The organism is Micromonospora sp. AMSO12t (assembly GCF_008806585.1).
GTDB lineage: Bacteria > Actinomycetota > Actinomycetes > Mycobacteriales > Micromonosporaceae > Micromonospora > Micromonospora reichwaldensis.
Window position 1 is genome coordinate 1 of sequence record NZ_WAAS01000023.1, and the last position, 13070, is coordinate 13070.

Consider the following 13070-nt stretch of genomic DNA (forward strand, 5'->3'; position numbering starts at 1 on the left):
CCGCACGCAGGGGGAGGTGGAGACGGACAGTGCCGCCCCCGGGCCCGGGAGGGCTCGGGGGCGGCACCGGTGTCGGTGTGCAGGTCGCCTCTCGGCGAGTGGCACGACGCGGCTCCAGCCGAACGGTATTCCGCGAAGGCAATTAGGTGAGGCCCGGGGACACTGGACACACCGACACCTGACTCAACCGGGGACCCGCCGCCGGTGTTCCGACCCGCGCCATGACCGCCGTCACAGCCCCGGCGACCACTTCCGCGCGCGGCCCGGCGACGTTTCACCGGTTCGGACGCGGGTAGCTGACCGTCGTGACCGACGACGCACCCGTGACGGACGCGCCCGTGGTCGAGGAGCCGGACATCCGGCGCCTCGACGACCTCCTCGAGGATCTCTACCACGGCCAGGAGCGGATCAGTCAGGCGGACATCTACCGCCGGGCCGTCGCCGCCGAGCTTCCCGCGCAGCTCCTCACCCGCATGGCCGCCCTGCCCGAGGGCGAGTACGCCGTGGACGAGGTGGCCGACCTGCTCGGCGGTTCGGTCACCTGACGCCAGGGGGCCGGGACCGGCACGGCCCCGGCGGGCCGTGACGACCCGTCGTGGGGCGAGACCGCCGCCCACCCGTCCCCCGGGGGCGGACGGCCTTCCGCACCGGAGGCCGACGAGCAGTGAGGAGAGCGAGATGTCCCACCACGAGGAAGAGCACGAGAAGCTGCCGGCACTCGGTCAGCCCCCCGAGGGCCGGGACACCCTGCCGGAGCCCGACTTCGCCAACGAGCACGACCGCACCGCGGTCGACCGGGACGTCATCACCGGGGCGGACGCCGACGAGCGCGAGCCGGAGGCCTCCCGCGGCTGGGCCGGCCAGGACCACGGCACGACCCCGACCTGAGGACAGCCACGACGAAGGGGGCCGGCCCGAGCGCCGGCCCCCTCCGTCGTACGTCGTCAGTCCTCGTCGTGGTCGCCGCCCTCGGCGGCCTGCTGGGCCACCGCGTACGCCATCTGGAGGAAGTCCGAGGCGGCCACGGCGGTCAGCGCGGTCGCCACCAGACGGGTGAGCCGGGGGGCGAGCACCAGGCCGCCGGTGAACCCGGTGGCGACCCAGACGGCGAGGCAGAACGGGCAGCTCAGCAGCTCCCCGATCGCGTGCCGGGTGGAGCTGCCCTGGTCACGGACCTGCTCCATCACCTCGCCGCTGCCGATCGGCTTGTCGTACCGGGTGAACGGCGCCCGTAGGGGGCTCGTCACCGCGTCCTTCGTCAGCAGCCGGCTCAGCTTGTGGGTGGCGATGCTCAGCAGCACCACGTCGGCCGGGGCGGGACGCTCGGGGACCGGACGGCCGGTCGCCCTGACCAGACCGGCGATGCCGGCGGTCACCCCGGCGTAGGTTCCCATCGCCGCCAGGTACCCGCCCAGCGGTCGGTGTTCGTGCGGCGCGTACGCCTGGCGCAGCCGCGCCACCTTCTCCTTCAGGGCGGTCACCCGGTCTCCTCGATCCTCTCGGGTGCGGTCCGGCTCAGCCGGCCTGCAGGTTGTCGGCCACCTCGCGGGCGAGACTGTCCAGCGCCTCGTCGGCCAGCCGCTCGGCGTCCGGCCCGCCGGTGAGGTCGAGCCGCGTCCGGGCGCCACCGGCCTGGGCGGGCTCCACCAGGATCTCCGCCGACCAGTCCTCGGCGGCGCTCCAGCGGGCCCGCAGTTCCTCGGCGCTGACCTCGTCCGCCGGGCTGCCGTCGGCCCGCAGCGGCTCGGGCAGCCACGCCGACGCCCGCGCGGGGTCGGTGGCGGTGTTGAACACGACCTCCGGCGGCGCGGACATCCCGCGCTCGGCGGACGCCATCAGGCGTCCCGCAGCCGGCTCGGGTCGACCTCGCGGCCGGGGTGCCGGGCGAGGTACTCGGTCTCCAGCTCGGCGGTGCGCCGCAGGTGGTTGGCGAGCGCGGAGTCCGCCGCGTGGCGCAGGGTGTCCAGGCGGGTCCGGTGCAGGCTGTGCATCTCCCGGATCAGGTCCTCGTCGGCCAGCTCGGCGGGGTCGACGCCGAGCAGCTCGCCGTCGGGCGGATCCGCCTCGCCGGAGGCCCTGTCGTGGACATGGTCGCCGTCCCACTCGGGCATCCGCTGCTCCGGGCTGCCGAAGTCGTCCTGCCGTACCGATCCCGTCATGATCGACCCCCTGCTCTGGTTTGGGCTCGCGTCTAGACGGATGCCCACACCGGCAGGCACCAAACCCCACCCGCACCTACGACGCCGCGTCGGAGACCCCGGCGGCCCCCGGTACTCTCGATGCCATGAAACGGCTCTGGACCCCGGCGTGGATCGCGCGCCACGTGGCCATGGTCGTGCTCGTCACCGGTTTCCTGGCGCTGGGCTGGTGGCAGGTCAGCCGGGCCGCCGCCGGCAACGCGATCAGCTGGGGCTACGCGGTCGAGTGGCCGATCTTCGCGGGCTTCGTGGTCTTCGTCTGGTGGCGTGAGGTCCGGCACACCCTGCGCGGGCCGGCGGCGCCGGCCGACGCGCAGGGAGAAACGTCGAGCGCCGCCGGGACGCGACCGGCCGACGCCCCGCAGGCCGCCGCGACGCGCCCGGTCGTACGCCGACCCGTGCGGGTCGCCCGCGGGTCCGCGGCTGCCGGCGGCGGCGAGGACGGCGACCTCGTCGCCTACAACCACTACCTGCAATGGCTGAACGACAACCCGGGTGCCAAGCCCGGTGACTACCCCGGCTGAGGCCGGACGCGAAAGGACGGACGACGGTGGGCGCAGCCCTGACCCGGTACCGAGTCATCGCCTGGATCGTCGGCGTGGCACTGATCCTGCTGGTCGTGATCGGCATGCCGATGAAGTACGGCTTCGACGACCCGATCCTGGTGGAGACCGTGGGCCAGGCGCACGGCTTCCTCTACATGCTCTATCTGGTGGCCGCCTTCGACCTGTCCCGCCGGGCCGGCTGGCCGCTGAAGCGGATGGTCCTGGTGATGCTGGCCGGCACGGTGCCGTTCGTCTCCTTCTACGCGGAGCGCCGGGTCAGCTCCTGGGTGACGGCGGAACAGTCCGAGCGCACCCCGGAGCCGGTCGCCGGCTGACGCCGGTCACCGGGCGGGCCGCCACGGGTCGACCGAGGCGAGCGGGTCCTCCCAGCCGCCGTACCGGTTCATCTCCCGGGCCCGGCGCAGGGCCCGGGTGACCTGGCCGAACTGCCGCTCGTCGTCGCTGCTGAACAGCAGCACCCGGTCGCCCCGGCGCCGGCCCCACAGCTCGTACGCGGGCGGCCGCCACCGGTCCCCCACCAGCGCGACCAGCACCGGCAGCAGGAACACCAGGCCCAGGACGAGGTACGCCCCCGCGGTGAGCCGTTGCAGCCCGCCGGTGAAGCCGAGCAGCAGGCCGACGCCGCCGATCATGGCGCCGGTGACCAGGACGGCCCGTACGGCGACGCGGTCGTGCGGGCCGCGGCCGGTCTGCAGGTGGGTCAGCTCGGTGACCTGCCAGCTGTTGCGGCCGACGGTGAAGCGGTCGACCGTCACGATGATCCCGGGTCGGGCGTAGAGGAGGGTGTTCTTCTGCGCGGTCGTCCGCGATGACCGCGTCTGTCGGGTGGCGCCTTGAGGGTTCACGGTTCTACCTCCCGCGGCTGGTGCCGGGTCGGCTCCCGTCGACGGTCTCGCATCGCCGGTCGACGGGATTCCCGGCTGCGCGCTTCATTGTGTGGCGCACGTGCCAGCCCGGACGGCGATTTCGGCTCGCGTCCGAGGGCTGCGGTCGGGTGGCCCGCCGGTTCCGACCGCCATGTCGGTCTTGTCGGTCATAACGGCTCACGTTCCGACGGCATACGCCGACAACGACGAACGGCACGGATCGCCCGATCGCCGACAATAGCCGTCGCCCGCCGCGGCGAGCCGGAGGAGTCGATCACGCGCCGCACCCGTCGTGATCCACAATTTCCGTCACTCGGCCAACATTCGACCCTGCTTCAACTGCGCATCACTCCTGCCCCGGGATAGGTTGTCCCGGTCGGCCCGGTCGAACGCCGTCCACCCGGACGGCACCGGCCCGGTGCCGTCGGGGGCGTCAGCAGCCCGCGGCGGCCGATGGGAGAGGAGCCTTCCGCTCTTGTCGTCCCTCAGGAACACGCTGCGCGCCCTGGCGGTCGCCGTGGTGTCGGCCACGCTGCTCGCCCCGGCGATACCCGCCCGGGCCGAACCGTCCCCCGCCGAGCTGACCCGGCGGATCGAGAATTCCTCCTCCCAGCTGGAGCACGTCGTCGAGGCGTACAACAAGCTCCGGGAGGAGATCAAGACCAACCAGGCCGCCGTCGCGCGGGTACAGAGCCGCATCGGTCCGCTGGAGCAGGAGACCGAACGGAGCCGGGCGGACGTCGGCGAGATGGCGGTGACCGCGTACAAGACCGGCAACAACCTGAGCACCGCGGAGGCGCTGCTGCGTCCCGGCGGCGCCGACACCCTGCTCGACCGGCTGAGCATGCTCGACCAGCTCACGCGGCAGCGGCAGGCGAAGATCTCGAACTTCACGGGCAACCAGCGCCGGCTGCTCGACGAGAAGACCCGGCTGGAGGTCACGCTGGGCCGGCAGGCGGCGCAGGCCCGCGAGATGACCGCCACGAAGAAGCGGATCGAGGGCGACCTGGCCGAGCTCTACGAGCTGCGCCGGCAGGCGTACGGCCGGGCCACCGAGAAGCCGGCCGCCCGGTCCGACAGCGCGAAGGAGGCGCCGACGGTCTCCGGCAAGGCCGGCGTCGCGGTGCGGTACGCGTACGGCGCGCTCGGCAAGCCCTACGTCTGGGGCGCCGACGGGCCGAACGGCTACGACTGCTCGGGCCTGACCTCGGCGGCCTGGCGGGCGGCCGGCAAGTCACTGCCGCACAACACCCGGATGCAGTGGGGCGCGGTGGCCCACATCAGCCGCAGCGAACTGCGCCCCGGCGACCTCGTCTTCTACAGCGGGCTCGGGCACGTGGGCCTCTACGTCGGCGGTGGTCAGGTGATCGACGCGCCGAGCGCCGGGCGCAACGTGCTCAAACGGGGCATGAACCTGATGCCCATCCAGGGCTACGGTCGGGTCCGCTGACCCACCCGCAACGCGAACGGCCGGCGTCCCCCTATCGGACGCCGGCCGTTCGCGTTGTTCCTACCCTGCTCAGGCCGCCTGTAGGCCCTCGGCCCGGGCCAGCTCGCGGAGCCGACCGAGCGCCTGGATCTCCAGCTGCCGGATCCGCTCCCGGGAGAGCGAGAACCGCGAGGCCACCTCGGTGAGGGAGTGCTCCCGGCCGTCCTCGAGCCCGTAGCGGGCCCGCATGATGCCGGCCGAACGGTCGTCGAGGTGGTTGAGCAGACCCTCGATCCGCTGCCGCTCCAGCCCCGTCAGGACGATCTCCTCCGGCGACGGCGCGTCGCTGTCGGCGACCAGGTCACCGAGGTTGGTGTCGCCGTCGTCGCCCACCGGGGTGTCCAGCGAGACGGTGTCCTGCGACCAGCGGACCAGCTCGTTGACCCGCTCGACGGTGACCCCGAGGGACGCCGCGATCTGCTCCGGCTCCGGGTCGCTGCCCAGCTCACGGGTGAGCTGCCGGGCCACGTTGCGCATCCGGTTGACGTCCTCGACCAGGTGCACCGGCAGTCGCACGGTGCGCTCCTGCTGGGCGATCGCCCGGCTGATCGCCTGGCGGATCCACCAGGTCGCGTAGGTGGAGAACTTGTAGCCGCGCACGTAGTCGAACTTCTCGACCGCCCGCACCAGGCCGGTGTTGCCCTCCTGGATCAGATCCAGCATGGGCATGCCCGAACGCACGTAGCGGCGGGCGATCGACACGACCAGTCGCAGGTTGGCCCGGATGAACAGGTCCTTGGCCCGCTCGCCCTCGGCGACCAGCCGCTCCAGGTCGTCCCGGTCGGCGCCGGCGGGGACGCGGTCCGCACCGAGCAGGTGCTCGGCGTAGAGGCCGGCCTCGATGGCCTTGGAGAGGTCGACCTCCTTGGCGGCGTCCAGCAGTGGCGTCCGGGAGATCTCGTGAAGGTAGACGCCGACCAGGTCGCGCTCCTCGGCAACCTCGTCGGTTCGCATGCCGATGTTCTTGTCCACGTTGCCCACGGTCCCCTCGCTCGCGCCGGTTGCCCGGTTCCTTGCCATCCCCACGTCCATCAGCCCTCCCCCGTAACCCGCTGTGCCCACCGGTGCTGACACCTACACAACAGTTGAGACGCGCCGGGGATTCCATGTCGTGAGTCGAAAGTGTCACGAATGCCTGATAATCCGCTGAGAGCGCGGTCCATGTTTGCTGTCAGCACCCCGGGTGGCGGCTCTCCGATGGGCACCACGCCAGGGGCGGCGGATCGACGTGTCGCCGTGTCCCGGTCCATGGCAGCACCGCCCCGCCCGCAGACGCAGCGACCCGGGTCACCGTCGGCCTGCGATCCTGGTCACTGCGGAGTCACGCACGGGTGGACCGGTCGGTTCATCCACGCCCGTGGTAATACCCCACCCCCCGGTGAACAATCCGCACCGCGGACCCGTGCCCGTACGTGACGGGGATCGCAGGGCGGGTGTGGCGGGGGCAGGGTGTGGGATCGACTCAGGAGGCGAGCAGGGCCAGGGCGCCGCGGACCTGGCCGGCGGAGCGGGAGAGGGCGGCCCGCGCGGCGGACACCTCCACCCCGGAGACGAGCGAGACCAGCGCCACCTTCATGTCCCCGTCGGCCTCGTTGAGGGCCCGCCGGCAGATCTCCTCCGAGCAGCCTGTCGCCTCGATCAGGATCGAGATCATCCGGCCCCGGAGCTTGGCGTTGGTGGCGACCATGTCGATCATGAGGTTCGAGTAGACCCGGCCCAGCCGGACCATCACGGCCGTGGAGAACGTGTTCAGCACCAGCTTCTGCGCGGTGCCCGCCTTCATCCGGGTCGACCCGGTGACGACCTCCGGTCCGGTGTCCACCCCGATGAAGACGTCCACCGACCGGGCGGCCTGCGCCTCCGGGTTGGCACAGAGCAGCACGGTCGAGGCCCCCTTGGCACTCGACGCGGCGAGCGCCCCCAGGACGTACGGTGTGCGTCCGCTGGCGGCGAGCCCGACCACCAGGTCCCCGGCCCGTACGCAGTCGGCGGCCTCCGCAGCGCCGCCCCGGTCGTCGTCCTCGGCGTCCTCGACCGCCCGCCACATGGCCTCCGGCCCGCCCGCGATGTGGGCGCAGAACCAGTGCCGGGGCGAGTTGAAGGTGGGCGCCAGCTCGGCGGCGTCGAGCACGCCGAGCCGGCCGGAGGTGCCGGCGCCGAAGTAGTGCACCCGGTGCCCGCCGCGCAGGGCGGTCACCGCCAGGTCCACCGTCGCCGCGATCTCGTCGAGGACGGCCGCGACGGCGCCGGGCACCCGCCGGTCCGCCTCGTTGATGACCGTGAGCACGTCCCGGGTCGACATGAGGTCGAGGTCCGCGCTGAGCGGGTTGCGCCGCTCCGTCGGCGCGCCGACCCGGATCACCGGCCGGGCCGTCACCGGGGTCGTCACCTCGTGGGGTTCCACCGCGCCCGCCGTCATGCCCGCCTCCGTCCCGGGCCGACCCGGTGCGACCGGACCGCCTCGGCTGTCGCTTCGAGGGCCTTCCTGGCCCGGGACCGGTTGCGCGCGGCCACCCCGACGAAGAGGCAGTCGACGACGGTGAGCTGGGCCAGCCGGCTCGCCATCGCGCCCGAGCGGTAGGTGGTCTCGCGGGCGGCCGTGGTGAGCACGAAGTCGGCCACCTCGGTGATCGGCGACCGGGGGAAGTTGGTGAGCGCCACCGTGGCCGCCCCCCGGGCCCGCGCCTGTTCCAGCACCTCGATCACGTCGGAGGTGGTGCCGGTGTGCGAGATGCCGACCGCGACGTCGCCCCGCCCGAGCAGCGCGGCCGACGTCAGCGCGGTGTGCACGTCCGGGAAGTAGAAGGCGGTGCGGCCGATGCGGTGCAGCTTCTGCTGGAAGTCCGAGGCGACGAAGCCGCTGGCGCCCGCCCCGTAGACGTCGATCCTGCCGGCGCCCGCGATGGCGTCGACGACCTGCTCGCAGATCGCCGGGTCGAGCTGCTCGGCCGTCTCCTCGACGGCCCGCGCGTCGTTGAAGGCGATGGTCGCGATGATCTGGGCGAGGTCGGCCCCGGGCGGGATGTCGCCGCCGACGACCCGCGCGTCGGGCGGCTCGATCCGGCGGGCGGCCTCGGCGGCGAGCCGGATCCGCAGCTGCGGGTAGCCGTCCATGCCTACCGATCGGCAGAACCGGATGACGGTCGCCTCAGATGTCTCGGCGGCGGTGGCGAGGTCGGTGATGGTCCGACGCGAGGCGGCGGCCGGGTCGGCGACCACCAGCCGGGCGACCCGCTGCTCGGCCGGCGACAACGACGGGAGCAGGCCGCTGATGTGGACGATAAGCCCACCCGGCTCGTGACTCGCAGAAATCTTCGGACTCTTCGCCACGGATGAAACTTACTTTCACGAGGCGTGAGCGTCAACCATGACTGCGCGTATTGAGGAAAGTACCGCCCGCCCGGACATGCCGTTTCGTCCAGCGTGCCATCCGTACCGCCCAGCGTGCCATTCCACGGAGGACGTCGCCTCCCCCGCCGGACCTGCGTGGAGAGGCCGCCCGGTCGCCGCCGGCCCGCACTCGGCCCCGTACGGACGATGCCATCACGCCGCCTCCCGCGGCGCCCCGTCACGAGGCCGGATCCCGGGCAGCCGGCCGGAGGTCCGTCGGCTCAGGCGCTCAGCCGGCCGATCGCGACCGGTTCCGCGCCCGGCGGCGCGGGCACGACGGCGGACCGCACGTCCCGCCCGTCGGGCGCCCGGCCGTCGCGATCGTCGGTCGGCCGGCCGTCGCGACCGTCGGCGGACGACGCCAGCCAGCCCGCCAGGTGGGCCTGGATCAGCCGGGAGACCTCCTCCGGCGGGCGCCCGGCGTCCACCACGACGAAGGTCGGATACTCCGGCAGGGTCCGGTACGCGGTATCGGCGGCGGTCAGGTAGCGCATGCTCTCGTGGTCGGTGCCGCGCTGCTCGATCCGCCGGTACGCCTCGGCGGGATCGACGGTCAGCAGGAAGGTCAGCTGCGGTCGCGGGAACATCCGGTAGCCGGCGCGGGCCAGCCGCTCCCAGCGCTGGCCCCCGTGCGCCCGGATGCTCGCGTACTGGCAGGCGGAGTAGCGGTCCATCACCGCGACCCGGCCGGTGGCCAGGCAGCTGAGCAGGGCGAGGGCGATCGCCAGCCAGCGGAGCACGGACTCCACCGCCAGCATGCCGCTGCGCCCGACGAGGCGCTGTGCGTCCGGACGGCCGAGGCGGTGCGCGAGGCGGCCCAGCCAGCGCCGCCCGCCGGCGTTGCGGTGGTAGGTGGCGGGGCGGCCCGCCGCGGTGAGCGCGTCGGCGAGCCGGTGCGCCTGGGTGGTCTTGCCCGAGCCGTCGATGCCGATCAGGGCGACGGCGCGCAATCGGGCCCTGCCGCGCCGCGCCCCCGGTGATCTGGACACTCTGCACAGGCTATCCGACCCACGCTCGCGTACCCGGAGATTTGTGCCGTGTCCTCCCGGTTGACCCCGACCGTGCCACCTGCCAGGTGTGGCCCGCCGGGATGCCGGGTACCGGAGTTGGATCAGCCGCCCACCACCATCGACGGGAGACGCCAATGGCAGAGCGCGGGGACGAGAGCCTGGTGCACACGTTGAAGAAGGTCGCCGCCGTGCTCAAGCAGGAAGAGATTCCCTTCGCGCTCGGGGGCAGCTTCGCGGTGTACGCCCACGGCGGTCACTCCAGCGACCACGACGTCGACTTCCTCATCCGGGAGGTCGACGTGGAACGGTCCCTCGAGGCGCTGGTCGCGGCGGGCTTCACCGCCGAGCGGCCGCCCGAGGACTGGCTGGTCAAGGTGTTCGACGACGGTCGCATGGTGGACCTGATCCACCGGCCGATCGAGACGCCGGTCACGGAGGAGACGTTCGCCGACACGGTCGTGCGGCCGGTCGACGCGATCCACATGCCGGTGCTCTCGGCCAGCCAGCTCATGGTGCACAAGCTGCTGAGCTTCTCGCAGCACTACTGCGACTTCGCCCGGGGCCTGCCGCTGGCCCGTTCCCTGCGGGAGCAGATCGACTGGGAACGGGTACGCAAGGAGACGCAGCACTCCCCGTACGCGGAGGCGTTCCTGGTGCTGCTGGACCGGCTGGAAGTGGTGCCGCACTCCGGCACCGGCGAGGGAGAGGGGACACCGTGACCGAGCACCGCGACGTCGCCACCGGACCGCCCGACGAGTACGTCGAGGCGGAGATCCACCGGCTGCTCGCCGAGGACCCGGACGTGGCCGAGCAGGGGATCACCGTGGTCCGCCGCGAGCGCGGCCTCGTGCTCTACGGCGAGGTCGAGAGCCCGCACCGGCGCGAGGAGATCCTGCGCCGGGTGGCCGAACGCTTCCCCGACGTGCCGGTCACCAGCGACATCGGGGTGATCCGCGCGCAGGCGCCCACGGAGATCGAGCAACTGCCCTGAGGAGGTTCCATGGTGATCCGGATCGCCGCCGTGGGCGACGTGCATCTGGACGAGGACGTGGTCGGCCGGTTCCGGCCGGCACTGGACGAGCTGCCCGAGCACGCCGACGTGCTGTTGCTCGCCGGCGACCTGACCCGGCACGGGACGGAGTCGGAGGCCCGGTGCGTGGCCACCGAGTTCGGCGGGCTGGGCGTGCCGGTGGTGACCGTGCTGGGCAATCACGACCACCAGTGCGACCAGGTGCCGCAGGTGGTCAAGGTGCTCGAGGACGCCGGGATCACCGTGCTGGAGGGCGACGGCGTCGTGCTGGACTGCGCCGGCGGCCGACTGGGTGTGGCCGGGGTGAAGGGGTTCGGCGGGGGGTTCGCCGGCCGCTGCGCCAGCGACTTCGGCGAGCCGGAGATGAAGGCGTTCGTCCGGACCACCACCCAGAGCGCGGACGCCCTGTCCGCCGCCCTGCGGGGACTGGAGTGCGACGTGCTGGTGGCGCTGACCCACTACGCGCCGGTGCCCGACACGCTCGCCGGTGAGCCGCTGGAGATCTACCCGTTCCTGGGCTCGTACCAGCTCGGGCAGGCGATCGACTCGGCGCCGACCGCGCTGGCCCTGCACGGGCACGCGCACGCCGGCTCCGAGCGGGGCACCACGCCCGGCGGGGTACGCGTCCGTAACGTCGCCCACCCCGTGATCAAGCAGGCGTACAGCGTCTTCCACCTGGGCGACCACCTCGATCACGCACAGGTTTCCGGCGTCGGCGGGTCGGGTATTCAGCAAACATGGAGCTGATTCTCTGGATTCTCGCAGTCGTACTCGTGGTCGCCGGCATCCTCGCGCTGTTCCGGCGGCAGATCCTGTGGGGCATCGTCCTCATCGTGGTCGGCCTGCTCGTCGGGCCGGGTGGTGTGAGCATCTTCAATTGACGAGGCGGCTACAGGCCGCCGTTCAGGACCCACCGGGGTCGTCGTGACCGGAACTCCGTCCTCCCGACAGGAGCATCCGGACACGACGACCCCGGTGTCGTGCCGGCCGGAGGGTGACCGCGGGTTTACCGTCCACCTTCAGCGGACATATCTCGACCATGGAGATGTCCAGGAGTGCGGAACGGACCGGCGGGGCCCGGCAGTGGTGGGCGCTGCTCGGCTTCGGGGCGGCGGTGTTCGTCGCCGCGGCGATCGGCGGGCTCGGCGTGCAGGGCACCTCGGCCGAGTACGTGAGCCTCGAACAGCCCGCCTGGGCTCCCCCGTCCTGGCTCTTCGGACCGGTCTGGAGCCTTCTCTACGCGATGATCGCGGTGGCCGGCTGGCTGGTCTGGCGGCGGGTCGGCTTCGGCCCGGCCCTCTGGGCGTGGATCGCCCAGCTGGTGCTCAACGCCGTCTGGACGCCGCTCTTCTTCGGCGCCGGCCGCTACGGGCTGGCGTTCGCCGAGATCCTGGTGATGTCGGTGGCGATCGGCGTGACGGTCGTGCTCTTCCGCAAGGTGTCCCGCCCGGCGACCCTGCTGATGCTGCCCTACTGGGCGTGGGTCACCTTCGCGGCCGCCCTCAACTTCGCGATCTGGCGCCTGAACAGCTGAGCGCCATCTGGCGCCGGAACGGCTGAGCCGGGCGACTGAGCACACGACGACGGAACGGGGCCCCGGCGCGCAGCCGGGGCCCCGTCACCCGTTCAGCAGCGGGGTACGCCGGGGATGTAGCCGTCGGAGCCGGTGTAGACGTAGGAGTCGGAGATGAAGCGGCCGGAGCCGATCCGGTCCCAGATCGTGCTGGTGCCGTAGGTGCCGGTGACGCTGGTGCCGCTGGTCTGGCACTGGATGGTCACCCGGGCGCCGTCGGCGACCGTGCCGACGGCGGCGTAGCCGGTGCCGGGGCCGGACCGCACGGTCAGCGCGATCCCGCTGGTGGTGTTGACCGTGCCGGAGCCGGCGCTGCTGCCGCAGCCGTTGTCGCTGGAGTAGTTCTTCGTGCCCCAGTAGAGGGCGAGCGCGCCGTTGAACCGCACCTGGATGTCGGCGCCGTTGAGCCGCTGCTCGTAGTGCAGGTGCGGGCCGGTGGAGCCGCCGGTGCTGCCGACCCAGCCGATGACCTTGCCGTAGCCGACCGCCTGGCCCACGGAGACGTTGAAGCCGTTCAGGTGGGCGTAGTAGGTGTGGTAACCACCCGCGTGGCTGATCCGGACGTACTTTCCGTAACTGGTGCCGCCGAGATCCGTGACCCGGTCGACGGTGCCGGGCGCGCTCGCCACCACCGCGTCACCGAGGTCGTCGGTGCGGTTGAAGTCGAGCGAGTACGCAGGGCTGTGGTTGGTCCGGGTCTGACCGGACCAGGACTGCCCGCACGGGAACGGGACCTTGAACGTGGGGGCCGCCATCGCCGGGGCCGCCGGGACGACCAGCGCGCCCACAGCCAGCAGACCGGCCGCCAGCAGGCCCAACCAGCGCTTGCCCATCCAACACCTCCTATGTCGAAATCCTTCGATCACTGACCTCCAGAGTGTCAGAAAATGACATCGATGGAAAGGGGTCGAATTCCCGTGTGGGAGCGTGCCCAACAGGGGGTTTACG

Annotated in this window: 19 protein-coding genes; 10 read left to right on the plus strand and 9 right to left on the minus strand. The window is 72.3% G+C overall.

Annotated elements, in window-relative coordinates; genetic code table 11:
• Positions 1 to 296: 296 nt before the first annotated feature.
• Positions 297 to 545 carry a hypothetical protein gene (locus F6X68_RS05710; protein WP_192581295.1) on the plus strand — a complete coding sequence of 83 codons (249 nt, stop codon included), beginning with the start codon at positions 297 to 299 and terminating at the stop codon, positions 543 to 545.
• A gap of 133 nt (positions 546 to 678) precedes the next feature.
• Positions 679 to 888, plus strand: coding sequence for a hypothetical protein (locus F6X68_RS05715; RefSeq protein WP_132239399.1), 210 nt, complete (start codon positions 679 to 681; stop codon positions 886 to 888).
• A 56-nt stretch (positions 889 to 944) separates the two neighbouring features.
• On the opposite strand, the gene F6X68_RS05720 is transcribed toward F6X68_RS05715, so the two are convergent.
• From F6X68_RS05720 to F6X68_RS05730, 3 genes are read right to left on the minus strand one after another with little or no spacing between them, the layout of a single operon-like run.
• Positions 945 to 1481 carry a DUF1360 domain-containing protein gene (locus F6X68_RS05720; protein ID WP_132239401.1) on the minus strand — a complete coding sequence of 179 codons (537 nt, stop codon included), beginning with the start codon at positions 1479 to 1481 and terminating at the stop codon, positions 945 to 947.
• A gap of 34 nt (positions 1482 to 1515) precedes the next feature.
• Positions 1516 to 1836, minus strand: a complete 321-nt coding sequence (locus F6X68_RS05725; protein WP_151453281.1) for a hypothetical protein — start codon at positions 1834 to 1836, stop codon at positions 1516 to 1518.
• Complete coding sequence (locus tag F6X68_RS05730; protein WP_132239489.1) at positions 1836 to 2162, minus strand: DUF6158 family protein; 327 nt, start codon at positions 2160 to 2162, stop codon at positions 1836 to 1838. The genes F6X68_RS05725 and F6X68_RS05730 overlap by 1 nt, the downstream gene beginning before the upstream one ends.
• A gap of 122 nt (positions 2163 to 2284) precedes the next feature.
• On the opposite strand from F6X68_RS05730, the gene F6X68_RS05735 reads away from it, so the two are divergent.
• Both F6X68_RS05735 and F6X68_RS05740 read left to right on the plus strand, forming a co-directional pair.
• Positions 2285 to 2722, plus strand: coding sequence for a hypothetical protein (locus F6X68_RS05735; protein ID WP_151453282.1), 438 nt, complete (start codon positions 2285 to 2287; stop codon positions 2720 to 2722).
• A gap of 26 nt (positions 2723 to 2748) precedes the next feature.
• Positions 2749 to 3078 (plus strand): DUF3817 domain-containing protein, encoded by a 330-nt coding sequence (locus tag F6X68_RS05740; RefSeq protein WP_091628654.1) that lies wholly within the window; start codon positions 2749 to 2751, stop codon positions 3076 to 3078.
• A 6-nt stretch (positions 3079 to 3084) separates the two neighbouring features.
• Here F6X68_RS05740 and F6X68_RS05745 read toward each other — a convergent pair whose 3' ends face one another.
• A complete protein-coding gene (locus F6X68_RS05745) occupies positions 3085 to 3609 on the minus strand; it encodes a DUF6232 family protein (protein WP_151453283.1) in 525 nt (174 codons plus the stop codon).
• 496 nt (positions 3610 to 4105) lie between these two features.
• On the opposite strand from F6X68_RS05745, the gene F6X68_RS05750 reads away from it, so the two are divergent.
• Positions 4106 to 5080, plus strand: a complete 975-nt coding sequence (locus F6X68_RS05750; protein ID WP_151453284.1) for a C40 family peptidase — start codon at positions 4106 to 4108, stop codon at positions 5078 to 5080.
• A 69-nt stretch (positions 5081 to 5149) separates the two neighbouring features.
• On the opposite strand, the gene F6X68_RS05755 is transcribed toward F6X68_RS05750, so the two are convergent.
• The 4 genes from F6X68_RS05755 to F6X68_RS05770 all read right to left on the minus strand — a co-directional run bounded on the left by F6X68_RS05755 (position 5150) and on the right by F6X68_RS05770 (position 9498).
• Positions 5150 to 6139, minus strand: a complete 990-nt coding sequence (locus tag F6X68_RS05755) for an RNA polymerase sigma factor RpoD/SigA (RefSeq protein WP_192581293.1) — start codon at positions 6137 to 6139, stop codon at positions 5150 to 5152.
• 442 nt (positions 6140 to 6581) lie between these two features.
• Positions 6582 to 7538: an N-acetylmuramic acid 6-phosphate etherase gene (gene murQ / locus F6X68_RS05760; RefSeq protein ID WP_151453286.1), complete on the minus strand. Its 957-nt coding sequence runs from the start codon at positions 7536 to 7538 to the stop codon at positions 6582 to 6584.
• On the minus strand, positions 7535 to 8449 hold the full coding sequence (locus F6X68_RS05765; protein WP_151453287.1) for a MurR/RpiR family transcriptional regulator: 915 nt from the start codon (positions 8447 to 8449) through the stop codon (positions 7535 to 7537). Before F6X68_RS05765 ends, murQ begins: the two co-directional genes overlap by 4 nt.
• A gap of 281 nt (positions 8450 to 8730) precedes the next feature.
• Complete coding sequence (locus F6X68_RS05770) at positions 8731 to 9498, minus strand: dTMP kinase (RefSeq protein WP_151453288.1); 768 nt, start codon at positions 9496 to 9498, stop codon at positions 8731 to 8733.
• 101 nt (positions 9499 to 9599) lie between these two features.
• Between F6X68_RS05770 and F6X68_RS05775 the strand changes: the two genes are divergently transcribed.
• The 5 genes from F6X68_RS05775 (at position 9600) to F6X68_RS05790 (ending at position 12083) form a co-directional block, all read left to right on the plus strand.
• Positions 9600 to 10238: a nucleotidyltransferase gene (locus tag F6X68_RS05775; RefSeq protein WP_132239419.1), complete on the plus strand. Its 639-nt coding sequence runs from the start codon at positions 9600 to 9602 to the stop codon at positions 10236 to 10238.
• A complete protein-coding gene (locus F6X68_RS05780) occupies positions 10235 to 10510 on the plus strand; it encodes a hypothetical protein (RefSeq protein ID WP_132239421.1) in 276 nt (91 codons plus the stop codon). Before F6X68_RS05775 ends, F6X68_RS05780 begins: the two co-directional genes overlap by 4 nt.
• A gap of 9 nt (positions 10511 to 10519) precedes the next feature.
• Positions 10520 to 11296, plus strand: coding sequence for a metallophosphoesterase (locus F6X68_RS05785; protein WP_151453289.1), 777 nt, complete (start codon positions 10520 to 10522; stop codon positions 11294 to 11296).
• A complete protein-coding gene (locus F6X68_RS33400) occupies positions 11287 to 11430 on the plus strand; it encodes a GPGG-motif small membrane protein (protein WP_007464364.1) in 144 nt (47 codons plus the stop codon). Before F6X68_RS05785 ends, F6X68_RS33400 begins: the two co-directional genes overlap by 10 nt.
• 158 nt (positions 11431 to 11588) lie before the next feature.
• The gene (locus F6X68_RS05790) at positions 11589 to 12083 is read left to right on the plus strand and encodes a TspO/MBR family protein (RefSeq protein WP_151453290.1); all 495 of its coding nucleotides are present in this window, start codon (positions 11589 to 11591) and stop codon (positions 12081 to 12083) included.
• A 92-nt stretch (positions 12084 to 12175) separates the two neighbouring features.
• Here F6X68_RS05790 and F6X68_RS05795 read toward each other — a convergent pair whose 3' ends face one another.
• A complete protein-coding gene (locus F6X68_RS05795) occupies positions 12176 to 12955 on the minus strand; it encodes a peptidoglycan DD-metalloendopeptidase family protein (protein WP_151453291.1) in 780 nt (259 codons plus the stop codon).
• Positions 12956 to 13070: the final 115 nt, after the last annotated feature.